A 24,280-nucleotide genomic window follows, 5' to 3' on the forward strand; every position below is an offset into this window, starting at 1 on the left:
AAAGTTCGGCGGTGAGGGTGAAAAGTTGAGTGGTCGCCGGAGAAAGTTGCGGGGTAAACCGAAAAAGTTCGGCGGTTACTCCATAAAGTACGGAGCAAACCGAGCTCACGGTTCCGCGGCTGCAAAAAAAAATCTCGATCAGCCCAAATTCGCGCCTGCTCCAACAAATTGAGCGACTGGAAGTGGGGAAATATGAAGAGTTGAGCGGTTCCCGGCCAGAGTTAGGCGGTGAGGGCAAAAAGTTGAGTGGTCGGCCGAAAAAGTTGCGGGGTAAATCACGAAAGTTGAGCGGTTAGATACAAAAGTTCGGAGCAAATCCATGTGATCAATTCAATTTGTCCGGCTTCGCCGATATTTGGCAAAGGCTATCCTGCTACAGGAGTGGGATATTCCATAAAAGGGAAAGTTGAGCGGTTCTCGTCCAAAGTTCGGCGGTGAGGGCAAAAAGTTGAGCGGTCGGCCGAAAAAGTTGCGGGGTAAACCGAAAAAGTTCGTCGGTCGCCCCACAAAGTTCGGAGCAAACCGAGCTCACGGTTCCGCGGAGAGACCAAAAGATTCATAAGCTCAGATCCGCGCCAGCTCCCACAAATTGAGCAATTAGAGGTTTTCAAATATGAAGAGTTGAGCGGTTCTGCTCCAAAGTTCGGCGGTGAGGGCGAAAAGTTGAGCGGTCGCCGGAAAAAGTTGAGGGATTACTTGCGAAAGTTGAGTGGTCGCCACACAAAGTTCGGAGCAACCCTCAGGTTCTCTAGCAGAAATGTCATTTGAAAAAAGGGAATTATAGTTTAAGTGACGAAAGTATGGGAAAAAGGAGTGATTACATGATAGTTAAGCAATTGACTGTGCCCATTCAAATTCGAAAATTGGAAGCATTGCTGAATCGATTTCCCATCCATGATGAAAGGAGAGAAAGAATTTTTTCGGATTATCAAAAGGCATACTCAGGCTATATTGGGGAGAAGGCAATGCAGTATCCATTGAGTTACTTGGATCCTGAAAGGTATTTGATTTTTCACGATATACGGCTGAAGGCTGGGGAGCATTTCTTTCAAATAGATATCCTCATATTATCCACAAAGTTCATTTTGATATCGGAAGTGAAAAATATTACTGGCAGGTTGTTCCTTGATCATGAACATAAGCAATTAATTCGTACCATAGATGATAAGGAAGAGAGTTTCACCTATCCAATAGATCAATTGACACTCCAACAAATTCAATTAAAAAAGTGGCTTCACCAGCATTCATTTCCTCTTCTTCCGATTGAAGGCCTCGTTGTCTTCACAAATGAATCTTCTATTTTAACCTCTTCTAAACCTCATGAAAAAATCATCAAAAAATCGTCGTTCATTCATAAAATGCTTGACCTTGAAAAAAGATTTAACCAAGTACCTGATTATAGTGAAAATATTAATACTCTAAGTGACACCATCCTCCAAAATCATACTCCGCAAAATAAATCTCTCCTTCAAAAATATCAAATTTCCAAAGATGAACTAATCACAGGGATCCAATGCCCAAACTGCCAACAGTTTGCTATGAAGAGATCTTATAAATATTTTAATTGTTCTCAGTGTAGAAGTTCTTCAAAATCAGCTTATCTCAAAGCATTGGAAGAGTATGTGCTATTGTTTGATTCTTTGTTGACAAATAAACAAGGAAGAGAGTTCTTAGAAATTAAGTCGCCTGATTTAATGCAAAGGATCCTCAGGGAAATTTCTGCGGAAAGGTTTGGAGTGAATAAATCTACTAGTTACAGAATTTGTTTGGAGGCGCTGGGAAAATTGAAAAAAGAATCTCTGGAATAAACCATAAGTTGAGCGGTTCCAGTCCAAAGTTCGGGGGTCAGAGCAAAAAGTTGAGGGGTCGCAGGGAAAAGTTGCGGGGTAAAGCGTGAAAGTTGAGTGGTCGCACCACAAAGTTCGGAGCAAATCCATGGGATCCACTCAATTTGCACTGCTACGCCGATATTTGGCAAAGGCTATCCTGCTGCAGGAGTGGGATATTGCATAAAAGGGATAGTTGAGCGGTTCCCGTCCAAAGTTCGGGGGTCAGAGCAAAAAGTTGAGCGGTCGCCCGAAAAAGTTGAGTGGTAACTTGCGAAAGTTCGGCGGTCCCACCACAAAGTTCGGAGCAAACTCCATGCATCCCAGGGCCAGCGCAACTTACTCTCCACCAGAACCACCCCATTCAAAAGCATCACAACCTTATTTTCCAAAAAAATTTCAATCACATCTATTTAACATATTCCATGAGATTCGGTATAATCAATAATTGGCGGCCAAATGAGTGTTTAAAGGAGAATGGTATAACTCCTTTACATAAGCAGGATATTAATAGGTATACAACAACAGGTAACGGGTACATTCCTTATAGGAATACTTAATACACGAAGGAGGAACTAGCATGAAAGTTGGTTTAGTCGGTTTAGGGAAAATGGGTCTTAATTTAGGTCAGAATTTACTTGATCATAAGCATGAAGTGGCAGCATTTGATTTGAATACAGAAGCTGTTAAGCAAATGGAAGGATTCGGGGCAAAAGGGTTCGGAAGCTTGAAAGAGCTCGTAGAGTCTATGGAGAAGCCTCGCGTTCTTTGGATCATGGTTCCGCATAGTGTGGTGGATTCCGTTCTTGAGGAAGTGACGCCGCTTTTAAGTGAAGGGGATATCGTCATTGAGGCAGGAAACTCTCATTTTAAAGAATCTGTTCGCCGCTATAACCAGTTGAAAGAGTCCGGCGTTCACTTCATGGATTGCGGAACTTCCGGCGGGATGGAAGGCGCTCGCCATGGTGCATGCTACATGATCGGTGGAGATCCGGAAGCTTGGGAAGTAGTCGAGCCGATTTTCCGTGATACTGCAGTTGAAAACGGATATCTTTACACTGGTAAAGCTGGAAGCGGCCATTTCTTGAAAATGGTTCACAATGGCATCGAGTACGGTATGATGGCTGCAATCGGTGAAGGCTTTGAAGTATTGGAGAAAAGCGAATTCGACTATGACTATGAAAAAGTTGGACGAGTTTGGAACAATGGTTCTGTCATCCGTTCTTGGCTGATGGAATTGACGGAGCGTGCATTCTCCAAGGATGCGAAGCTTGATGACATCAGAGGCGTTATGCATTCTTCCGGTGAAGGAAAATGGACAGTGGAAACAGCGCTTGATCTTCAGGCTGCAACACCTGTCATTGCTATGTCACTTCTTATGCGCTACCGTTCATTGGATAACGATACGTTTACAGGAAAAGTGGTTGCTGCTCTTCGCAATGAATTTGGCGGGCATGCAGTGGAGAAAAAATAATAAGTGTTTCTTAAAAGCCAGGGTGAATTCCCTGGCTTTTTTTGTCCCAGTTTTTGAACATTTTTTGAACGCACATTCCTGCCTTGACTTCATTTTTTGAATCCATTAAAGTTAATGCAGTAATATAGTTCAAGTGTTTAACTATTAAAGACGAGAACTATTTTTTGACAAGGAGGGTCATACGTGACAGAAGATCATATAAAAAAGCTGACGGATCAATATATAGAACTATCATTTTCAGTGACTAAAAGGGCTGAAAATCTTATCAAATGCCAGATTGGGGACGATTTAACGAACGACCAGCATTATATTCTCCGATACATAGTGAAAAAGGAAGTTTGTACTTCGACGGAGCTTGCCGAAGTTTTTGAAGTCAAGAAAAGCGCCATCACTGCCATGATCAATCGGATGACAGAGAAAGGTCTTATACAGAGGGAGCGGGATGAGAAGGATCGCCGTGTCATATATCTGACACTCTCAAAAGAGGGAAAAGCGCTTTTTGATGAGACGGAAGCTCGGATTCACAAATTGGTCGCTTCATTGATCAAGAAGTTTGATCAGGAAGAAATTGAACAGTTTATCAAGACGTATGAGAAGTTGAACAAAGTCATTTTGGAAAGCAAAGATCTTCAAATGGGGGAGTAAATCATGAGAGCCATCATTAAAGGGAAGTGGATTGTCTTAATCGCGTGGATTGCCATCATTGCTGGGCTATTCTTTATCGCTCCGAATATGGCGGACCTTGTGCGGGAAAAGGGGCAGGTCAATGTACCTGAAGGTTATTCATCGCACCTTGCCGGACAAATCATGGAAGATGTTCAAAAGCAGGAAGGCGGCGGGGATGAGACGCAGGTAGCCCTCGTTTTCCACGAAAAACACAAGCTGACGAAAGAAGAAATAAATGAAGCTGAAAAAGCAGTGAGGCAGCTTGAAGATCATAAAAAGCAGCTTGGAATCACCAAAATTTTAACGCATTTTAATGAGAAAAATTTAAAGGATCAGCTCGTCTCAAAAGATGGGAAATCCATCCTTGTTTCAGTGAATGTAAGCTGGAACGACCGCCAATCAGGCGATGTGAGCGATGCCCTTTATAAGGCGATTGATAATATTAAAGTAGACCACTACTATACGAGCAATTGGATGATCAATGATGACCTCACAAAGAGCTCGGAAGAAGGACTGAAAAAGACGGAAGGCATCACGGTAGTCTTTATTCTTGGAGTCTTGTTCCTTGTTTTCAGGTCGGCTATCGCACCGTTTATCCCGCTGGTGACCGTGGGGCTATCTTATTTAGCCTCTCAATCCATTGTTTCGATTCTGGTCGACAAGCTTGATTTTCCGATATCCAATTACACGCAGATTTTCCTTGTAGCTGTATTGTTCGGGATCGGAACGGACTATTGCATCTTGCTCCTCAGCCGATTTAAAGAAGAATTGGCTCAGCGTGAGACTATGACAGAGGCAATTGTTGAAACATATAAAAACGCAGGAAGAACGGTCTTTTTCAGCGGAATTGCTGTCATGATTGGTTTTGCAGCCATCGGGTTTTCCCAATTCAAGCTTTATCAATCGGCATCTGCAGTAGCGGTTGGAGTGGCATTGCTGCTGATTGCTTTATTTACGGTGGTACCATTTTTCATGGCGGTCTTGGGCAGAAAGATCTTTTGGCCGTCCAAGAAAATTGCGGACCATGGAGAAAGCAGACTATGGGGAGCAGCCGGCCGATTTGCTTTGGCCCGCCCGCTAATCGCCTTGCTCATTGTCGCGGCAATCTGTGTGCCGTTCCTTGTGACGTATGACGGGAAGCTATCATTCAACTCCCTTGAAGAAATCAGCGGGGATGTCCCGTCAATTAAAGCGTTTAATGCAATTGCAGACGGGTTTGGACCGGGTGAATCGATGCCGACTCAGATTGTCATCAAAAATGACGACAAAATGAATTCGACTGAATATATCACGATTGCTGAAAAAATCAGCCAGGAACTGAAGAAAATCGATTCTGTTGATACGGTCCGTTCTGTCACACGGCCTACCGGGGAGCCGATTAAAGAATTCTATGTTTCCAACCAGGCAGAAAGCTTAGGAAAAGGGCTTGGGGAAGGAAAGACTGGTCTGGATAAAATCAGTTCGGGACTAGAGAAAGCTGGCAGTGAACTATCCCAATCCCAGCCGCAGATTAAAGAAGCTGAAAATGGCGTCGGCAGTTTGATCTCAGGGACAAATGACGTGAAATCAGGTCTTGTGGCCATCCAATCGAATCTTCAAAAAATCGAGGATGGGATAAAGAAAGGGTCTGCAGGTTCTAATGATATCAAGACTGGCTTGGAGCAGGCGAAAGTTGGGGCAGAAAAACTTTTAGCTGGATATCAAGGGCTTTCAGAATCCTATAACCAGCTGGGTGGAAATTTAAACACTTTGATTGAAAAATATAAGGTTCTAGGAGACGGTGCATCAACACTGTCAACTGCTTTTGGGGAAATTAAGGATGAAAATTTCAAAGACTTGGAACAAAAGTATGCCGGACTTGAAAATGATGAAGAATATAAAAATATTAAAGAAACATTTCAAATGGGACAGGAAAAGATTCCAGAGCTGGCGAACGGGTTGAACAACCTTAATGCAGGACTTGCTCAAATCAACTCTGGTATGGGCACAGCGAATCAAGGATTTGAAAAGGCAAATGGCAAACAAGAAGAGCTTGTAAATGGGCTCCAGCACCTGATTGATGGAATTAGTCAGCAGCAAGCCGGCCTCAATCAACTCGCAGCTGGACAAGGGCAGATTGTGGACCAATTCCCGAAATTGACAAATGGACTTTCGGGCATCAATGAGGGACAAAAGCAGCTGCTCAAAGGATTTACGGATCTAGGTGGTCAGCTTGGCCAATTGACAAAGGGCCTCGATCAAAGTACGAACGGGTTGAATCAAGTATCAGAGGGACTAGGATCTGCTCAAGGGTATCTTTCTGGATTATCGGATACGTCTGATATGAACGGCTTCTATTTGCCGAAAGATGTGCTTGAAAGCAAGGATTTCGCTCAGGCAATCGATGCATATATGTCCAAGGATCGGAAAGTCATGACGATGGATGTCATCTTCAGCGACAGCCCGTATTCTAATAAAGCCATGGGCAAAGTGGATGATATCAAGGCTGCAGTGAAACGTGCGGTAAAAGGAACAAAGCTTGAGAATGCAACTGTTGCGGTTGGCGGCATCACGAGCATCAACGCCGATCTGCACCAAATGTCGAGCCAGGACTATTCTCGTACAGTCGTCTTGATGCTTGTCGGCATCTCGATCATCCTGATTTTCTTATTCCGTTCGATTATCATGCCGCTTTATATCATTGGATCGTTGATTTTAACGTACTATACTTCAATGGCGATGAATGAAGCGCTCTATGTGAATTTGCTTGGATATACGGGGATCAGCTGGGCGGTTCCATTCTTCGGATTCGTCATTCTGGTTGCTCTTGGAGTCGACTACAGTATCTTCCTGATGGACCGCTTCAACGAATACAAAACGCTTTCCGTGGCAGATGCCATGCTGATGGCGATGAGGAGAATGGGAACGGTCATTATTTCAGCGGTCGTCATCCTTGGTGGAACATTTGCCGCCATGATGCCTTCCGGAATGCTGTCGCTGCTACAAATTGCATCCATCATCTTGATCGGATTGCTGCTCTACGCATTTGTTATACTGCCGCTGTTTATCCCTGTCATGGTGAAAAACTTCGGAAAAGCCAACTGGTGGCCATTCAAGAGGGAAACGATGTAATCGACAAACGGGTGGTGACAGGTACCACCCGTTTTAGTTTGACGAAGGCTGGTGCCTTTCCTATACTTAGGGAGCGATTATTATGAGAGACCGGGTGAGGGAGAATGGATTTTCAGGTAAATTATTTATCTTTTTATGTTGTCCAGGTTGAAGGCAAGGGAGAGCAAGCTGATAAGAGGTTCAAACTGTTTCAGACGCTGGATGAAGAAGAGTATGAAGAAAGCCCTTTGAAGGATTTTTTGGACGGAGAATTCGCTAAGATTTCTAAACGAAAAGTGACAAGGCATCCCAAGACAGAAGATGTACCGACCAAATTGGGTTATTTTATTGTAGAGGATGGGCATGAAATTACGTCTAATCCCAATTACAACCTTTTTCACCGTACTCGTTTTTCGGATACGAAAGAGGCATTTCAGGAAGAGAGTGAAAAGTTTGCGGCTGCCTATGTCGATACCAGCGCAGTCCGCGGTGGTGTTTTCATCGTAGCTTCGGCAAAGCTCCGCAAATACTTTGATGATCCCTTTGTGTTCATTTTAAAATGTGACTTTGAGCCGAAAGTGGCTTCGATTTCGGATGAATCCACGCTGATCCGCAACGTGGAAATGGCCATTACGACTAAAAATATGAAGTCGATCCAATATCCATATATGCCGGAAGAAGGAGTTGTGGAGGAGCAGGAGTTGAAGATCCATCAATCTTCACATGCACGCTACTTCGAAGACTTCCTCAAATATGTGGAATACGGAGAGTCCATGCCGGAAATCGTTAAGACACAGGTGATGGAAATCGTTAAAACCCACATGGAAGAGGCATTTGAACCGGAAAGCGAAGAACTGGAAGAGCTTGAGAGTGCCATGGAGGTTTGGGCTGCAAGCGAAAAAAGGGATATCCAGGAGCGCTTCACCACCGAGCAAATCATAGAAGCATCCGCTCAAATCATCGAGCATACACCTGATATCGAACTTAAAATGAAACTTGATTCCGTCGATGTAAAAGGACTGCTCTCTGATTTTGGAGAAAACATTCATTTGGCAAAGGTCGGCCATAAATATGTCCTGGTCGTAGAAGCGGAATCCGTTCTTTTTGAAAAAGGGTTTTCGCCGGTAGAATTCTTGAAGCCGGACGAACTAGAGCAGGTCATCGAGCGTATACGCAATAAGCAGATATAATGAAACCCCCTTCCAGGCTGGAAGGGGGATTCGTGTTTATTCGACATATACCGGGGCGTGCCTGTCACTTTCAACTTCCGCTTTTCTGTGTATATTCCCCCTCGTTTTCACAAATCCTAAGGTTAAAATTTTTTCCAAGAGGGCAAATGAGGTTTGGTTCCTGCAAAGGATGGGATATTGATAAGGGAAGGTGCTTGGAATGCCTTCAAATACATCGTTTAGAAGGGCATACAGAAATTATGGAAAAGAATAAATTAGGATTTTGGGTCTTGACGGCCCTTGTGGTCGGAAATATGGTTGGCTCGGGTATTTTTATGCTGCCGAGGTCGCTTGCTGAAGTGGCCAGTCCGGGGGGCACAATTCTGGCGTGGGTGCTGACTGGGGTTGGGGTGCTTCTGATTGCCCTTGTATTCGGGAATCTATCCCTTAGAAAACCCGATTTGACGGGGGGACCGCAAATTTATGCAAAAGCCTTATTCAAACCTGGTTCCAATGCGGGAATTTTGTCGGGGTATTTAGTTTCATGGGGCTATTGGGTAGCCAATTTTACAGGGAACGTTGCAATCATTACGACGTTTACAGGGTATTTATCTACTTTTTTCCCAATTTTAACGAGTAAAGCGGATCTGTTTACGATTGGAAATTACACCATGCATGTGGGGAATTTATTGACGTTCCTCATTTGTTCTGCGTTATTATGGTTTTTACATTTTGTCATCCTGAAAGGGGTGGAAGGTGCAGGAAAGCTGAACCTCATTGCCACGGCTGCAAAAATCGCAGGTTTCTTCCTTTTCATTGTTGTTACATTGTTTGCTTTTGAAAAGAGCAATATCTTTCCTCTTGTCACACCGATCACAGATGAATCAGGACATGCCGTCAGTCTTTGGGGGCAGGTCAATTCTGCAGCGATTGCGACTCTGTGGGCATTCGTCGGTGTGGAGTCTGCTGTGGTGTTTTCCTCACGCGCGAAGAAGAGAAGCGATATTAAGAAGGCGACCATTACGGGGCTGCTGCTTGCAACATTTATCTATCTTGTCATCACTGTCTTAGTCATGGGAGCTTTATCGCACGGAAAATTAATCAAATCACAGAAGCCATTAGTCGATGCATTAGAATCGGCGATTGGACCAAGCGGCGGATACATTTTGGGAGCTCTGGCAGTCATCAGCCTATTCGGTGCAACAATCGGATGGATTTTATTAAGCGCTGAGGTGCCATTCCAAGCTGAAAAACAGGGATTGTTTATCAAGGCATTTGGAAAGACAAATAAACATGGGGCGCCAGTGACATCCTTGATCATTACAAACCTGGCAACGCAGCTATTCATTTTTTCAACGATCTCAGCCTCCATTTCGTCTGCATTTGACTTTGTCATATTTGTAGCGACTTTAGCCTTTTTAGTGCCATACCTCATATCGACTGTTTATCAATTAAAACTGACGCTGACGGGTGAGACGTATGAAAATCAGCCGAAAAGCAGGGTGGTTGATGGGGTCATTGCTGCTCTTGCAACTCTATACTCCTTATGGGTCATCAAAGCAGGAACAGCGGATATGAAAACATTCTTATTTGGAGTCGGGCTCCTTGTCATGGGAATATTCTTTTATCCCCTTGTCCCTAAGCAGGGGAATAAGGGTAATCTGAACCGGTAAAAAAGTAATTTTGTGTAAGACTTGCGTTAAAATGGTTCTATTTTATGAAATTGCTAGCTGAAAATACGAAAAACATATAGAATTCTGAAATATCCCACTATATAATTAATTTCGTACTGAAGGGAGGACAACTTATGAATCTTTTGAGAAAAAAGAGCATCAGTACATTATTGGCAGGTTCGAAAGAGGGGTATTCCCTGAAAAAGGAATTGGGGGCCCTGGATTTGACGCTTCTTGGAATAGGGGCAATCATTGGGACAGGAATATTTGTACTGACTGGGACAGGAGCCTTGACAGCCGGTCCGAGTCTGATGATTTCTTTTGTCATTGCAGGTCTGGCCTGTTTGTTCTCGGCCCTTGCCTATGCTGAATTTGCATCAACGGTTCCAGTATCCGGATCTGTATATACGTATACGTACGCCACTTTGGGAGAACTGGTAGCTTGGATTATCGGCTGGGATCTCATCCTTGAATATTTATTGGCGGTAAGTGCCGTATCGGTAGGATGGTCAGGCTATTTTCAGTCGCTCCTTGGCGGACTGGGCATCCACATTCCAGTCGCATTCACCGGTGCTCCGGGTTCTGTTCCGGGAACAACCACCTACTTCAATTTACCCGCATTAGTAATAGTCCTTTTGATTACAGCTTTGCTTTCAGTCGGAGTGAAACAGTCGAAAAAAGTCAACAACGTCATGGTCATCGTCAAACTGATCGTTGTCCTGTTGTTCATTTTTGTGGGATTCAAATATGTTAAGCCTGATAATTGGCATCCATTTATGCCATTTGGACTCGGCGGCGTTTTTTCTACCGCAGCTCTAGTGTTTTTCGCTTTTATCGGATTTGATGCTGTTGCATCTGCTGCAGAAGAAACGAAAAATCCGAATAAGGATTTGCCGAAAGGAATCATGTTCTCTTTATTAATCTGTACTCTTCTTTATGTGATTGTTTCAGGCATCATGACAGGAATTGTTCCTTATAAGCAGTTTGAGGGAAATATCGATCATCCGATTTCTCTTGCGATTCAAGTAGCAGGCATTGATTGGGTAGCTGGAATCATAGATGTCGGGGCCATCCTGGGAATGACGACGGTTATGCTGGTCATGCTTTATGGACAAACCCGCATCATGTTCTCTATGTCCCGTGATGGTTTGATGCCAAAGATGTTTTCGCAGGTTCATCCAAAATACCAAACGCCGTTCAAAGCAACTTGGATGCTCGGAATCATTGCGGCGTTAATGGGATCTCTCATCCCGCTGCAGGAGCTTGCTGAACTAGTGAACATCGGTACATTGTCAGCCTTTATGTTGATTTCAGTAGCTGTTCTTGTTCTGCGGTATACAAAGCCTGATTTAAAAAGGGCTTTCCGTTGTCCAGGAGTGCCATTTGTTCCGATTTTGGCAATTGTCTTCTGTGGATTCTTGATCCTGCAGCTTGGCGCAGCCACATGGATCCGTTTTGTCATTTGGCTGGGAATCGGACTGATTGTCTACTTTGTCTATTCCAGAAAACATTCAAAACTGAATAAAGTGAATGAATAAAAAGGAACTAAAAACAGCCGAATCCGGGTAGGATTGGCTGTTTTTTCGTATATGGATAAGTTGTAGTTGTATTTGAGGGTCTGCAAGTACTACAATGAAATTAAATAGTACTTTATTTCTTAATTTTCAGCATAATTTTTCTTTCAGTTTTCCTGATTGCCTCTTTACCGCGTTCCACATTAATGACGGAAGCTTGGTGGTGTGTATGGCAAGAGAATTAAAGAACTTATATATTCCATTTCTATTTGCAATCGCCTTCCTATTTTCGTTGGATGTGTCATTTACATTCTCCTCTTTTATTCAATCCTATTTTGAATCTCTTCATTTACTAATGGAAATAATCAGCGTTTTCATCGCTTTCAGTATTGCGATGCAGGGCCTGACTTTCTATAAGCCTTACGCGTCTTACAAAATCATCGTCTTTTCCAGCGTTTTCTTTACGGTCGGGATAATGGATTTATTCCATGCTCTTACATATGAAGGTCTCCCTTTGTTCGGAGAGAGGTTCACTCAGCCCTCTATTTGGTTTACCCTTTTAGGCCGGATGGTGGAAGCAGCAAGTATCCTTACACTCATATTGCTGCCTGAGAAAAAAAGCAAAAATAGGGCAGTCAGACAATTTTCATTTACATTGGTCTTGTTGAGCACAATTTTGATTACCATTGTAATTTCCACTTATTCCACAGCATTCCCAAACCTCTACAATAGTGGGTCTTTCACTTTGATCAAACTAATTTTAGAAATCATCTACTGTCTTATTCACATTTTCGTATTAACGATCATTATCAGGGCATATCGGCGAAATAAGCGGAAGGAAGGACTATTAGTAGGAATATCCTCAATGTTCCTCATACTGTCATCTTTCATGATGATTATTCTTGGAGCATCCGGAGATATTTATGGCCCGTATATTCTTTCACATTTCTTTAAAATCATCGGCTATTTCTACTATTTTAAAGCAGTATTCCTTCTAATGAGTAAGCAGCCATATGAAAAGGTAGCCGAGCTATCCAGCAACTATAGCAGACTGCTTAATTCTGTGGTAGAAGGGATATTTGGAATCGACCAGAGTGGAAAGGTTATGTTTATCAATGATTCTGCCTGCCGAATGCTTGGTTTCAGGGAAAATGAGCTGATTGGCCGAACCATCCATAAGTATATACATCATTCCATCCAAGACGAGAGTTCCAGTCTTTTATTTACATCTCCTGATATGGAAGAAAAAACAATGTTTTCCGTCGATCAATGGTTTTGGAGAAAGGATGGAAGCCGATTTCCAGTTGAATATTTTACAAGGCCGATCATAGAAAATGGCGTCATTGTTGGAACTGTAGTGACGTTTCTGGATGTTTCAGAAAGAAAAAAGCTTGAACAATTGCAGACAGAGCAAGCGAATATTGAATATGAACTGGAAATTGCAGCTTCTGTTCAAGAAACGCTTTTTTCAACCATTGAAGAACCTCAAACAGTGGATATGGGTTTTATAAGTAAATCATTTAAAAAGCTGAATGGGGATTTCTATAATGTCATTCAACATAATGAAGAGATATTATTCGCCATTGCAGATGTTTGTGGAAAGGGAATACCTGCTGCAATTCAGATGACCATGCTGAAATTTGCAATGGAGTCGCATTCGGATCCTGAAAAAATCCTGAACAAGATCAATAGCTACTTTACCAAGTTTGTCTATGATTCTTCTTTTATCACGATGTTTGTTGGTCAATTCAATCAGCAAAACTCAAAATTTTTATTTTCTTCAGCAGGGCACGAACCTGGACTGCATTATAAACCGGCCGAGGATGCCTTTATTGAATTGACAACCGGAAATCCTCTTCTTGGGATCGATTCGAACATTAAGTATCACCGGGGATCGATAACGTTAGAAAAGGGAGATCTCTTATTATTTTATACGGATGGAATTATTGAACGGAGAAACAGAGCCATTGATAGCAATGAATTCATTAAGAACTTCATCAGGGAAATGGATTTGAACTTGCCTGCCCAGAAATTCACAGAGCTTTTATATGAGAAAATAATGGACTTTCATCAAGGAAAAGTGGAAGACGATCAAACGATTCTATTATTTAAAATTTGAATTCAGCAGGAAATGATGAGATTGGGGGGACAAGCAATGTGGCTGAAAGATTTATTATTGAATTTTTTCCTGATATTGACGCCATTATATTTTTATCCGTTTATTGCCAGCCATTCCTCACAGCGGCGCAGGGGAATTTATCTTGGCATCATCTGCGGCTTTGCAGCAATGGCATGTATGGAGTTTCCTGTTGTTGCTGGAGAAGGTTTCCTGTGGGATTTTCGGTGGATTGCTTTCTTGATTGCGGTACTCTACGGCGGGCAGCAGTCTGCTCTAATTACCGGGACCATGCTTGTTTTATTCCGGTTCAGCCTCGGCGGGATGCTTAGTTCTACTACAGTATTATGTTGTGCATTAGCTCTGCTTTTGATATTTCTTCCAAAATCGAAAACATTCTTAGAAGAAAGCACGGCTCGTAAAGTCTATCTCAGTGTCGTTTATTCCATCCTTACTGTACTGGTGCTGATTTTCTCCATTGCTTTTCAATTTTGGTTCTCAGACCAGGTGATTCAGCTTACCATTCCGACATTGGAAGTTATCGTATTCATGGCATTGTCCTATATTGCTGCCCTTTCCCTATTTTGCTACTTTGTTGAAAATATCATGGGTTATATTAGGCAGAGGGATGCCTTCCATGAAGCTGAGAAGAAGAGTATATTCCATGAGATTTCATCTTTGCTTGCCTATGATGTGAAATCCTCCATGCAGGAAGTCAAAGAATCATTTCAACAATTAAATCCAAACACTCCACCTTTAAAAGCAGCGTTTAATGGATTGGAAAAAGTAGAGGGGATTGTGGATCATTATATTTCTTATACGAAAAACGAGATAAGAGAACTTGAGCCTATACGAGTGGATTCTATGATAAGTGATTTGTCGAAACTTCTATCATCCTATTCCAAGTTCAAGGAAGTTCCCATTGTTGTAAATGCCGATTCTGATTTGGTATTAAAGGGAGACCCACTTAAAGTAAAGCAAATTTTATTGAACTTAATGAAAAATAGTATTGATGCAACCCCAAAGAATGGAACTGTTTTGATTGAAGCATCTGAAAATATTCATGAACTGCACATTTCCATTACCGACAACGGAATAGGGATGACACATGAACAGCTGAATGAAATTAAGTATTATCTTCGCCATTTAAATGGAGAAACAATTGGCAGGGGGCTTTTTGTCGCATTCAAATTATTAAAATCCATTGATGGGAAAATTTCATTTGAAAGTGAAGTCGGAAAAGGAACAGTAGTCCATCTTATCCTTCCTAAAGATGACAATGCCACTCTGTTCCGAAAAGTAAATTGGAATGTTAAAAAAGGGTCTGTCGTCAACTCCTAATTTCGTTAAGCAGGCATGTTAAATACATGCTTGTTTTTTTGTGTTAAATTCCGCTAATTGATAATAAATTCACAAAAAACAATCGAAATTTCTTTTTCAAAAAAATATTGACCAGGTGGTCAAAAATAGATATAGTAACAAAGTGGTTCATTTAGTGAAGTATTTTTTTAATCTGACCAGTCATTCATTTTGACTGAAGAAATAGATTACAGTAAGGAGCGAACAAAGTGGAACAGGCGCATAATGGTATTAATAAAAGACTGGTCCTGACTGGTTTGATCATTGGGATGTTTTTCAGTGCAATGGAACAGACAGTCGTTGGGACGGCAATGCCGACCATCATCGGAGACCTTAACGGCTTCTCTATCTTTGCATGGGTGACGACAGCTTATTTGATCACATCGACTACGGTCGTACCCATTGTCGGGAAGTTATCCGATATTTATGGAAGGCGAAAACTTTATTTAATTGGAAACCTCATCTTCATCATCAGCTCCGCATTGTGCGGAGCGGCGCATACGATGGAGCAGCTCATCATTTTCCGCGCTCTTCAGGGAATCGGTGGAGGAATGATCATGCCATTGTCCCAAACGATAATCGGCGATATCTTTACAGCTGAGCAAAGGGCGAAGTGGCAGGGAGTCTTCGGCGGCATCTATGGTCTGAGCTCAATCATCGGACCGTTCATCGGCGGAGTTTTGGTTGATAACATCAGCTGGCATTGGATCTTCCTGATCAACGTCCCATTCGGATTATTCTCTACGATGCTGATTGTACTGGGATTGAAAAACGAAATCATTGCCGGCCAGGGAAAAGGGAAAATCGACGTGTGGGGTATTGTTTCATTCGTCCCTGCCCTTGTCCTGCTGCTCCTTGGACTCACATTTGTAGGAGATAAGTTTGAATGGCAGTCCATGACAAGCTTGCTCGTCTTCGGAGGAGCCGTCATCTTATTGGTCCTTTTCGGATTGATCGAAAGAAAAGCAGAAGACCCGATTCTGGATTTAAGATTCTTCAAGAACCGGATTTTTGCGACAACGAACTTGCTGGGCTTCTTGCTTGGTCTTGGAATGTTTGGCGCTATCATGTTTGTCCCGATGTTTATGCAGGGGATATTAGGGGTTTCCCCGACAAAAGCAGGATCTACCATGACTCCGATGATGATCGCTTTAATCGTGGCAAGCATCATTGGCGGAAGGCTTTTGCTTAAATTCCGCTTCCGTACAGTATTGACGCTTGGGATGATCATTGCATCTGCTGGATTTTATCTGATGAGCACGATGGGAATGGATTCCAGCGAGTTTACGGCTTATCTTTATATGGTCGTTTTAGGATTTGGAATGGGACTCGTCATGCCGACTTTGATGATTGCCATTCAGAATGAATATCCAAAGCATCAATTAGGCCAAGTCACATCTGCATCGACTTTCTTCCGCTCCATTGGCGGTACAATCGGGATCACCATTTTGAATACGGTTATGAATCATTCCATCGATAATAAGATGCAGGATGCCATTTCCGCTGAATCTGATCCTGTCATGTTAAAGGTCTTGAAGCAGATTGGAGAACAGGCCGACACCATGTTCGGCATTCTGTTGAAGCCGGAAGCTATGCCGCTTCCTGAACCAATCAGAAGGAATGTCGTGACGACGTTGGCTGAAGTATGGTCCAGTTCATTCTCGACTGTATTCCTTTGCGGGTTGATCTTCATTGCTCTTGGAATCCTTGTTGCTCTGTCTGTAGGCAGCAGCAAAATCAAGCGTGATAAAGAACAGGATTCTGCAGGTTTACAGAATGACGCACCGGCAGAAAAGGCGTCAGTACTGCAGCCCGAGTAAATTAATCAAACGTTTGATTAATAAATTTCTCATAAAAAAAGATGTCCATTTCGGACATCTTTTTGCGTTTTAAATAAGATCATTTACGTGATAGATTTCTCCGCTTTTCACTTCACCATGCAGAAGGAGGTTTACAATAGCACCGGCTACAACGTCCGGATGGCGAAGGTCTCCGTTTTCTTTAAACTTTTTAAACCGATCGATATCATGAAAAGCTTCTTGGGAAGACGAGCGGATGGTGCCTTGCATGTTTGTATCCATGATTCCCGGGCTGTAGGCAATGATTTTATTGTTTGTTCCTGCCTGTTCTTGTTCCAATGCAGCTGTTTTAGTAAACATATTCAATCCTGCTTTAGTGGAGCAGTAGACGCTCCATCCTTGGTAGGGCTTTTCACCGGCTCCGGATGAAACATTAACAATGTCTGCAGGAATTTTGGATTCTTTAGAATGGTGTAAAAAGATATTTGAAATCAGGATAGGCGCAATCAAATTGGTCTGCACACTGAATCCAACTTCTTCTACAGGCAGGCTGCCAACTGTTTCAATTGGTTCAACAGTTCCCGCATTGTTAAATAAGTACACTTTTTCAATTCCTGAACTGAAAGCGATAGATGCAGCTTTTCCGAACGTTTCCACGACATCCTTTTCAGAGGATAAGTCACATTGGAAATGGTTGTAGGAAAGTCCATTCTTGTTTGCCAGTTCTTTGATTTCTATGTTTTCATTTCGTGAAATGGTGATGACACCGATGCCTTCTTCTAACATATTCTTGGCGATGCCAAAACCAAGACCGCGTGATGCACCTGTGATGACAGCTGTTTTCATGAGAAACCTCCTTGATCAATTTCTACCTTCATCATATCTAAAAGAGGTTCAAATTTCCATTTTACCGATTGTGAAGCAATATTATTTGTTGATGCGGAGGAGGCTTAATGCATCTTGATCCGCGATAATGGTGACGTTCGGATGTCTTTGCAGAATCGATGCAGGGAAATCCTCTGTAAATGGTCCGTGTATAAGCTTTTGAAGCGTCTCCGCTTTGGATGAGCCGGAAACAAGAAGCAGAATCTCCTTGCTTTTCATGATGGTCTTGATCCCCATGGTAATGGCTTGAGTGGGAACCTCATCTAGAGAAGCAAAGAATCTGGAGTTTGCCTTCTTTGTACTTTCTGCTAATTCCACCACATGGGTGCTGCTGTTGAAGGATGTACCGGGTTCATTGAATCCGATGTGTCCATTGTGGCCGATCCCCAGGACTTGGAGGTCGATGCCGCCGAGGTTTTCAATCATCTGCTCATAGCGGAGGCATTCTTTTTCCAAGGAACCAGCTTGTCCATTAGGGATGTGGGTGTTTTCCGATTTGATGTCAATCCAATCGAAGAGCCTTTTCCTCATGAATGTATGGTAGCTGTTCGGATCTGTTGAAGGAAGGCCGATGTACTCATCTAAATTGACGGTGCGTATTTGTTCATAGGATGTTCCGTTCATTTTATGATCTTCAACCATCTCCGAATAAAGGCCGTGCGGGGTGCTTCCCGTTGCTAGCCCCAGTACTGCGTCTTTTTTTGCGGAAACAAGCTTTACTAAATAGTCAGCTGCTTTTCGGCTCATTTCTTCATAGTTGGCTGTTTCAATAATATTCATTTCTGTCTTCAATCCTCTCGTTGATAAGCTAATTGGCCTCTGCACCAAGTAGAAGCCACTTGTAATTCTTCATCCAGCAGCACAATGTCTGCGTCCTTGCCTGAAGAGAGGCTGCCTTTCCGGTCATACACATTCAACTGTTTAGCAGGGACTTCCGTTGCCATTTTAATGATTTCGATTAAAGGAGCATTCAAATACCGTGTCATATTCTGCACAGCTTCATTCATCTTTAAAATGCTCCCGGCAAGAGTCCCGTCTTTCAGCAACGCTTTTCCGTCTGCAACGGATACTTCCTGTCCACCTAAATCATAGACGCCATTTTTGAGGCATTTCGCCCTCATGGAATCTGTGATCAGAATCATCCGTTCCGCCTGCTTCATCCGGTAGACAAGGTCCATCATCTCAGGGTGGATATGGATGCCGTCGACGATCAGCTCCACTTTCAGCTCATCCAGCTTCAAAGCAGCACCTGCTGTACCGGGTTCCCGATGGTGCAGCCCTTTCATTCCATTAAAAAGGTGAGTCACATGTGTAGCTCCAGCCTCTACAGCCTGTTTTACGTCTATATAATCTGCATCGGAATGGCCGATGCTCGCAATGATTCCATTATTAGAAAGATGTTTAACAAACGCTTCTCCGTTGCTTAATTCAGGGGCTAGAGTGACCAATTTAATCAATTGGGAGGCTGCTTCATTCCATTTATCAAACAGCGCGATGTCAGGATCTTTAATATATTCCTTAGGCTGGGCACCGGCTTTTGATGAGTTAATGAATGGACCTTCCAAGTGGATGCCAAGTACCTCGGCTTGTCCAGGCTGTTGAATTTCCGCAAAGGCTGCAGCATTCTTTAACGCCTGTTCAATCTGCGAATCACTTTGGGTGATGGTGGTGGCCAAAAAGCTTGTTGTACCTTCTTTAGGGAGGGCCGTTGTAATTGTCTGCATTGCTTCTGAAGTGCCATCCATTGTATCGGCGCCGGCAGCTCCGTGGATATGGACATCGATGAAGCCCGGAACCAATTTATAAGCAGGAGGGAGGTCGATGATTCTTCCATCAAATGAAGTGGGGATCTCATCGATTGTGCCTGTATTGATAATTTTCCTGCCTTTCATCTGTATGAAACCGCAATCCAGGACACGGTCTTCCAAGAAAACGGAGCAGCCTTTCAAGATGGTGTCTTGTGTTGTGTTCATTATTACATCTCCTTTTAAAGCACTAGTTGTAAAATTGGGGCAAGTGGTTTTTATGAGCTTCTTGTGGGGACTGTAGCGGAGAAGAGCTTTAGTGACCATTCGGAGGGATATGCAAAGTTGATGAGCCAAGCGTCCGGGCAGAGCTCCTGCATTTCCTTTGTGATTTCCATCGCCGCCAATCACGGCTGCTTTTAATTCGTTTTGCTTCAACCTGCAAGGTCACTTCTAAAAATATATTAATTTCACTCAAGCTACGCCATAAAAACGAGGAAGTAGCTTACACCAAATGAAACGACAATAGAGAGAATCAGTCTTTTAAAAATCAGTTTGCGTTCTTTGACTTTGTCATCAATCAAGAGAAGAACGAGGCTCATTCCAATGGTTGCTGCAGCAGCGTTTGCCCAGAATAAACTCCAGTCATGGCCGAGCCCGATAAGTTGGAAAGGCTTGACCAGCAGAAAATTTCCCAATACCACAATCATCATGAAAATAAATACACCTTTAAAACTGATTCTTGGCAATTTCATTGAACCATTCATTTTTATCACCTCAATGTGTAATGGAAAGGCTGACTCACCATGCGATCGAGTCAGCCTTCAGTTTGAACCAAAAATTTATTTAAGCCGCTTTAGATTGAGAATGTTCTTCTTCCATCATCTTCTTGTCGTACATCTTGAAGAATGGGAAGTAGATGAAGAAGGAGATGGCGATATTCACAAATACAAGGATGATCGCTTTCCAATCTCCGCCTGTTGCCAAATATGCTCCGATTGGTGCTGGAAGAGTCCATGGAGCCATTACATAGGTTGGTGTCACAATGCCTGCTGCTACGATGATATATGATAGTGTACCAGTGATAAGCGGTGTAATAACAAATGGAATGATCAAGATCGGGTTCAATACAATTGGAGCACCGAAAATGACCGGTTCATTGATGTTGAAAATACCTGGGAGCAAAGAAGTGCGTCCCAATGTCTTAAGATATTTAGAGCGGGAGAAGAATACCATGCAAAGCACCAATCCTAATGTTGCACCGGCACCGCCGATCCAGATGAACCATTGGTAGAATGTTTCAGGTGCAATATGTGGGGCTGCTTGGCCAGCTGCAACCGCTTCAGCATTTTTCGCCAAGTAAACTTCCCAAAGCGGGCGGGCAACTGTTCCGACAACGGAAACGCCGTGGATACCGAAGGCCCAGAAGAATGTAATCAAAAATACAGGAATAAGGACGCCGAAAATACTGTCTCCCGCTTTAACGAATGGACCAACTGCTTTATCGATTACTGCATGAAGGTCGATGCCAAGTAAAACGGTGAAAGCAGAAACTAATAAAATCACGATTGCCACTGGAATCAATGCTTCGAAGGAACGTGCAACAGAAGGAGGCACCTGCTCCGGCATTTTGATCGTGACGTTTTTGACTTTACAGAAACGAAGGATTTCAACTGCTACAATGGAAACGATCATCGCAACGAAAAGTCCGTGGCCGCCCATGTTGGCCATAGGAAGTACAAAACCAAATCCATCTACCACTTGAGGCATGATGGTCAATAAGAATGCTGCTACAGAGATCTGTGCACCTGAAAGCGGGTCAAGCTTATAGCTCTTCGCCAGGTTGTATCCTATCCCAAAGGCTATATAGAGCGACATTATAAACATCGTCAAACGGTAAGGAATCAAAATCTGGCCGGCATTTTTAGCGGCCCACTCCGTGATTGCCCAGTCTTTTGGAAGAGGCGGGAAAGCGACGATCAAAAAGAATGATCCTACGATAATGAATGGCAGTGCTGAAATAACCCCGTCACGAATTGCTTGAAGGTGACGCTGTTCAGACAGGCGCGCCATAGGGCCAGAAAGATTTTTTTCTAACCAAGCAACAAATTTTTGCATAAATTCTCCATCCCCCTTAATTGTTGGTTAAGCAGTTACTTCTTTGATTTTCTTCAGTAATGCAGGTCCTCCAAGCGGAGTATACGCTTGTGGCGGAATAGCGTCACATGGAACGCCAGCTTCCTCAGCCGCTTTTTTGACTGAATCAAAGCGATGGCGGATTTGAGGCGCGACCATACATATATCCCAGCCATTGCCCATTTCTTCGGACACCTCACCAGTGCCGATTGCATGGACCTCCATTTCCAATCCTTCTTTTTCAGCCTCTTTTTTCAGGGCATTGACGACGATTGAACTGGACATGCCACCTGAACAAACAAATAAAACTCTCATTCTATTCCCTCCAGTATTACTGTTTCTGCATCCTTTGAACGGCTTGATGCGTATCAATGATTTTTTTGTAGACCTTGCTTCCTCTTTTGGTGCACAGGGCAATAAATAGAACATCTATTACTGCAAGCTGTGCAATTCTAGCTGTCATCGTCCCGATCCGGATATTATGCTCTTCATCAGATATTGTAAGGACAACATCGGACATTCTCCGGGCCGGGGACTTTCCATACTGTGTTAAAAGAATCGTAGTGGCCCCTTTTTCTTTTGCCGTCGAAAGCAGCTGTAAAATCTCCCTAGTCTTCCCTGAAGTTGATACAACAAACAAAATGTCCCTTTCAGTCATGTTGGCAGCCATCATCATTTGAACGTGGATATCATTTGATTGAAATGCGGGAAAATCAATCCGAAGCAGCTTTTGCGTCAAATCATTGGCAACCAGTGAAGAACCCCCGGCACCGTACACATAGATGCGTTCGCCTTCATGCATGGCTTTGACTGCACGATCCAGCTGTTCAACCGATACGAGGCTTTTCGTATTGTTTAAAGCTTGGATCGTTTTTGTGGTCACTTTGGAAATGACCGTCTCCAAATCATCCTCGAATTGAAGTGGAGATGCATTCATTTCATCCTGATTTCCCTCCAGGCTGATTTCCTTCGCTAATTCAATCTTCAACCCTTTGAAACTGTTAATTCCTATACGTTTGCAAAAGCGGATGATGGTTGCTTCGCTGCTTTGGCACTCAGCCGCCAGCTGTTTGGTTGTCATGGAAAGGACATCCTCAGGATGCTCCAATACATAATAAGCGACGGTCTGTTCTGCCGGGCTGTAGTTATTCATTTGATTTTCAATGAGGTTTAACATATAAAAGCGCTCCATAATCACCTCCAAAATTAATGATTGATTTGAAAGGGTTTTCATTTTAATATGATTATATGATAGACTGAAATAAAATTTCAACGTAAATTTATATTTTATAAAATAAAATTTCAGTTTAGGGGAATATGAGAGAGACAAACTTCATATACTTCTAGTTTCTGAATTTAATAGGAGGAAGTCAGCTATGGATAATACAATGAATACGGAAATGGATATTTTTACGATTATTTCTCACGGGGGCAACGCAAAGAGCATCGCTTATGAAGGATTGGAAGCAGCCCATAAAGGAGAATTTGAAGAAGCGGATAAATTGATAGAGGACGCTCATAAAGAATTGAATGAAGCGCATAAAACACAAACGAAGCTGATCCAGGCAGAAATCAATGGGACCGTATTCGAAAAGTCTCTATTGATGATTCATGCACAGGACCACTTAATGACATCCATCAGCGAAATTTCATTGATCGAGCAAATGATTAAGCTGCTGAAAAAAATGGACAGCCTTACAAAATAAATTAGTAAGAGGAGGAATCATCAAATGAAACGCTTAGGCATCTCAATCTATCCGAATCACTCGACTCCTGAAAGGGATATGGAATATATTGCATTGGCGCGTAAATACGATTTCGAGCGGGTATTTACCTGCTTGCTTTCAGTAGATGGAGAAAAAGAAAGAATCCTTTCTGATTTTAAAAAGACCATTGCGTATGCGACGGAACTTGGAATGGAAGTCATTGCCGATATCAGTCCGCGCGTGTTCAAGGAACTTGGCGTCTCTTATGATGATCTTTCTCTCTTTGCAGACCTCGGCGCAGCTGGAATACGCCTTGATATGGGCTTCACCGGCCATGAGGAATCGATCATGACCTACAATCCGTATAACCTGAAAATCGAATTGAATATGAGCAATGCGACGAAATATATCGATAATATCATGACCTATCAGCCAAACAAGCAAAACCTCCTTGGCTGCCATAATTTCTATCCTCATCGATATGCCGGGCTGTCCTACCCGTTTTTTATTGATTGCAGCAAGAAATTCAAAGATCTGGGCATGAAGACGGCAGCATTCGTTTCCTCCCATGATGCCACATTCGGTCCATGGCCGATTGTAGAAGGGCTTCCAACTCTGGAAATGCACCGTGAACTTCCTATCGATGTCCAGGCAAAGCATTTATTTGCAACGGGGCTCATCGATGACGTGCTGATCGGGAATGCCTATGCTTCTGAAAAGGAATTGAAGGTACTGAGTGAAATCGATAAAGATAAAATTACCCTGGCAGTGGATGTCTACGATGATACAACTGATTTGGAAAAAGTCATCATGTTTGACGAATTCCATTTTTACCGCGGAGATGTTTCTGATTATATGATCCGTTCCACGCAGAGCCGGGTAAAGTACCGCGGACGTGAGTTTAAACCTGGATTTACCCGCGATATTAAACGCGGAGATATATTGATAGAAAACGATTTGTACGGCCAATATGCAGGGGAATTGCAGATAGCTTTAAAAGATATGAAGAATTCTGGCAAGACCAATGTGGTCGGCAGGATTCGCGAAGAGGAAATCTTCTTGATTGACTACTTAGATCCATGGGGCAAATTTGCTTTTCAAAAGAAGTAAAGGGGGAGTCTC

20 protein-coding genes are annotated in these 24,280 nt (G+C 42.9%); 12 read left to right on the plus strand and 8 right to left on the minus strand.

Annotated elements, in window-relative coordinates:
* Nucleotides 1-821: 821 nt before the first annotated feature.
* From DFR59_RS12760 to DFR59_RS12805, 10 genes are all read left to right on the plus strand, one after another.
* Nucleotides 822-1,808, plus strand: coding sequence for a nuclease-related domain-containing protein (locus DFR59_RS12760; RefSeq protein WP_158538382.1), 987 nt, complete (start codon nt 822-824; stop codon nt 1,806-1,808).
* A gap of 598 nt (nt 1,809-2,406) precedes the next feature.
* The gene (gene gnd, locus DFR59_RS12765; RefSeq protein ID WP_114746046.1) at nt 2,407-3,300 is read left to right on the plus strand and encodes a phosphogluconate dehydrogenase (NAD(+)-dependent, decarboxylating); all 894 of its coding nucleotides are present in this window, start codon (nt 2,407-2,409) and stop codon (nt 3,298-3,300) included.
* 183 nt (nt 3,301-3,483) lie between these two features.
* Nucleotides 3,484-3,945, plus strand: a complete 462-nt coding sequence (locus DFR59_RS12770) for a MarR family winged helix-turn-helix transcriptional regulator (protein WP_114746047.1) — start codon at nt 3,484-3,486, stop codon at nt 3,943-3,945.
* 3 nt (nt 3,946-3,948) lie between these two features.
* The gene (locus DFR59_RS12775; RefSeq protein ID WP_114746048.1) at nt 3,949-7,077 is read left to right on the plus strand and encodes an MMPL family transporter; all 3,129 of its coding nucleotides are present in this window, start codon (nt 3,949-3,951) and stop codon (nt 7,075-7,077) included.
* A 104-nt stretch (nt 7,078-7,181) separates the two neighbouring features.
* On the plus strand, nt 7,182-8,246 hold the full coding sequence (locus DFR59_RS12780) for a DUF3900 domain-containing protein (protein ID WP_114746049.1): 1,065 nt from the start codon (nt 7,182-7,184) through the stop codon (nt 8,244-8,246).
* 239 nt (nt 8,247-8,485) lie between these two features.
* Entirely contained in the window at nt 8,486-9,898 is a 1,413-nt protein-coding gene (locus tag DFR59_RS12785) for an amino acid permease (protein WP_211318561.1), read from the plus strand.
* A 134-nt stretch (nt 9,899-10,032) separates the two neighbouring features.
* On the plus strand, nt 10,033-11,436 hold the full coding sequence (bcaP, locus tag DFR59_RS12790; RefSeq protein WP_114746050.1) for a branched-chain amino acid transporter BcaP: 1,404 nt from the start codon (nt 10,033-10,035) through the stop codon (nt 11,434-11,436).
* A 205-nt stretch (nt 11,437-11,641) separates the two neighbouring features.
* Entirely contained in the window at nt 11,642-13,531 is a 1,890-nt protein-coding gene (locus DFR59_RS12795; RefSeq protein WP_158538383.1) for a SpoIIE family protein phosphatase, read from the plus strand.
* A gap of 36 nt (nt 13,532-13,567) precedes the next feature.
* Nucleotides 13,568-14,869, plus strand: coding sequence for an ATP-binding protein (locus DFR59_RS12800; RefSeq protein ID WP_158538384.1), 1,302 nt, complete (start codon nt 13,568-13,570; stop codon nt 14,867-14,869).
* A gap of 227 nt (nt 14,870-15,096) precedes the next feature.
* On the plus strand, nt 15,097-16,707 hold the full coding sequence (locus DFR59_RS12805; RefSeq protein ID WP_114746053.1) for an MDR family MFS transporter: 1,611 nt from the start codon (nt 15,097-15,099) through the stop codon (nt 16,705-16,707).
* A 69-nt stretch (nt 16,708-16,776) separates the two neighbouring features.
* Here the strand turns inward: DFR59_RS12805 and DFR59_RS12810 are convergent, their stop codons facing one another.
* From DFR59_RS12810 to DFR59_RS12845, 8 genes are all read right to left on the minus strand, one after another.
* Nucleotides 16,777-17,532 carry a (S)-benzoin forming benzil reductase gene (locus tag DFR59_RS12810; RefSeq protein ID WP_114746054.1) on the minus strand — a complete coding sequence of 252 codons (756 nt, stop codon included), beginning with the start codon at nt 17,530-17,532 and terminating at the stop codon, nt 16,777-16,779.
* Between the two features lie 81 nt (nt 17,533-17,613).
* On the minus strand, nt 17,614-18,351 hold the full coding sequence (nagB, locus tag DFR59_RS12815; RefSeq protein ID WP_114746141.1) for a glucosamine-6-phosphate deaminase: 738 nt from the start codon (nt 18,349-18,351) through the stop codon (nt 17,614-17,616).
* Between the two features lie 8 nt (nt 18,352-18,359).
* Entirely contained in the window at nt 18,360-19,544 is a 1,185-nt protein-coding gene (gene nagA / locus DFR59_RS12820) for an N-acetylglucosamine-6-phosphate deacetylase (RefSeq protein WP_114746142.1), read from the minus strand.
* Nucleotides 19,545-19,594: 50 nt separating this feature from the next.
* Nucleotides 19,595-19,714, minus strand: coding sequence for a family 4 glycosyl hydrolase (locus DFR59_RS20585; RefSeq protein WP_425454710.1), 120 nt, complete (start codon nt 19,712-19,714; stop codon nt 19,595-19,597).
* Nucleotides 19,715-19,795: 81 nt separating this feature from the next.
* Nucleotides 19,796-20,083 carry a hypothetical protein gene (locus DFR59_RS12830; protein WP_114746055.1) on the minus strand — a complete coding sequence of 96 codons (288 nt, stop codon included), beginning with the start codon at nt 20,081-20,083 and terminating at the stop codon, nt 19,796-19,798.
* Nucleotides 20,084-20,162: 79 nt separating this feature from the next.
* Nucleotides 20,163-21,434 carry a PTS sugar transporter subunit IIC gene (locus DFR59_RS12835; protein WP_114746056.1) on the minus strand — a complete coding sequence of 424 codons (1,272 nt, stop codon included), beginning with the start codon at nt 21,432-21,434 and terminating at the stop codon, nt 20,163-20,165.
* A 27-nt stretch (nt 21,435-21,461) separates the two neighbouring features.
* Nucleotides 21,462-21,767 (minus strand): PTS sugar transporter subunit IIB, encoded by a 306-nt coding sequence (locus tag DFR59_RS12840; protein WP_114746057.1) that lies wholly within the window; start codon nt 21,765-21,767, stop codon nt 21,462-21,464.
* 16 nt (nt 21,768-21,783) lie between these two features.
* Nucleotides 21,784-22,629, minus strand: a complete 846-nt coding sequence (locus tag DFR59_RS12845) for a MurR/RpiR family transcriptional regulator (RefSeq protein WP_245948484.1) — start codon at nt 22,627-22,629, stop codon at nt 21,784-21,786.
* 199 nt (nt 22,630-22,828) lie between these two features.
* Between DFR59_RS12845 and DFR59_RS12850 the strand changes: the two genes are divergently transcribed.
* Together DFR59_RS12850 and DFR59_RS12855 are read left to right on the plus strand one after the other, a co-directional pair.
* On the plus strand, nt 22,829-23,158 hold the full coding sequence (locus DFR59_RS12850) for a PTS lactose/cellobiose transporter subunit IIA (protein ID WP_114746059.1): 330 nt from the start codon (nt 22,829-22,831) through the stop codon (nt 23,156-23,158).
* A gap of 24 nt (nt 23,159-23,182) precedes the next feature.
* The gene (locus DFR59_RS12855) at nt 23,183-24,268 is read left to right on the plus strand and encodes a DUF871 domain-containing protein (RefSeq protein WP_114746060.1); all 1,086 of its coding nucleotides are present in this window, start codon (nt 23,183-23,185) and stop codon (nt 24,266-24,268) included.
* Nucleotides 24,269-24,280: the final 12 nt, after the last annotated feature.

Origin of the sequence: Falsibacillus pallidus, assembly GCF_003350505.1 — a bacterium.
Taxonomy (GTDB): Bacteria; Bacillota; Bacilli; order Bacillales; family DSM-25281; genus Falsibacillus; species Falsibacillus pallidus.

What these genes read in the sequence shown, in the direction of transcription:
- DFR59_RS12760 (WP_158538382.1), top strand. Translation starts at nt 822, where the DNA reads ATGATAGTTAAGCAATTGACTGTGCCCATTCAAATTCGAAAATTGGAA.
- gnd (WP_114746046.1), top strand. Translation starts at nt 2,407, where the DNA reads ATGAAAGTTGGTTTAGTCGGTTTAGGGAAAATGGGTCTTAATTTAGGT.
- DFR59_RS12775 (WP_114746048.1), top strand. Translation starts at nt 3,949, where the DNA reads ATGAGAGCCATCATTAAAGGGAAGTGGATTGTCTTAATCGCGTGGATT.
- DFR59_RS12780 (WP_114746049.1), top strand. Translation starts at nt 7,182, where the DNA reads ATGGATTTTCAGGTAAATTATTTATCTTTTTATGTTGTCCAGGTTGAA.
- DFR59_RS12785 (WP_211318561.1), top strand. Translation starts at nt 8,486, where the DNA reads ATGGAAAAGAATAAATTAGGATTTTGGGTCTTGACGGCCCTTGTGGTC.
- bcaP (WP_114746050.1), top strand. Translation starts at nt 10,033, where the DNA reads ATGAATCTTTTGAGAAAAAAGAGCATCAGTACATTATTGGCAGGTTCG.
- DFR59_RS12795 (WP_158538383.1), top strand. Translation starts at nt 11,642, where the DNA reads ATGGCAAGAGAATTAAAGAACTTATATATTCCATTTCTATTTGCAATC.
- DFR59_RS12800 (WP_158538384.1), top strand. Translation starts at nt 13,568, where the DNA reads ATGTGGCTGAAAGATTTATTATTGAATTTTTTCCTGATATTGACGCCA.
- DFR59_RS12810 (WP_114746054.1), bottom strand. Translation starts at nt 17,532, where the DNA reads ATGAAAACAGCTGTCATCACAGGTGCATCACGCGGTCTTGGTTTTGGC.
- nagB (WP_114746141.1), bottom strand. Translation starts at nt 18,351, where the DNA reads ATGAATATTATTGAAACAGCCAACTATGAAGAAATGAGCCGAAAAGCA.
- nagA (WP_114746142.1), bottom strand. Translation starts at nt 19,544, where the DNA reads ATGAACACAACACAAGACACCATCTTGAAAGGCTGCTCCGTTTTCTTG.
- DFR59_RS20585 (WP_425454710.1), bottom strand. Translation starts at nt 19,714, where the DNA reads ATGGAAATCACAAAGGAAATGCAGGAGCTCTGCCCGGACGCTTGGCTC.
- DFR59_RS12830 (WP_114746055.1), bottom strand. Translation starts at nt 20,083, where the DNA reads ATGAATGGTTCAATGAAATTGCCAAGAATCAGTTTTAAAGGTGTATTT.
- DFR59_RS12835 (WP_114746056.1), bottom strand. Translation starts at nt 21,434, where the DNA reads ATGCAAAAATTTGTTGCTTGGTTAGAAAAAAATCTTTCTGGCCCTATG.
- DFR59_RS12840 (WP_114746057.1), bottom strand. Translation starts at nt 21,767, where the DNA reads ATGAGAGTTTTATTTGTTTGTTCAGGTGGCATGTCCAGTTCAATCGTC.
- DFR59_RS12845 (WP_245948484.1), bottom strand. Translation starts at nt 22,629, where the DNA reads ATGTTAAACCTCATTGAAAATCAAATGAATAACTACAGCCCGGCAGAA.
- DFR59_RS12850 (WP_114746059.1), top strand. Translation starts at nt 22,829, where the DNA reads ATGGATAATACAATGAATACGGAAATGGATATTTTTACGATTATTTCT.
- DFR59_RS12855 (WP_114746060.1), top strand. Translation starts at nt 23,183, where the DNA reads ATGAAACGCTTAGGCATCTCAATCTATCCGAATCACTCGACTCCTGAA.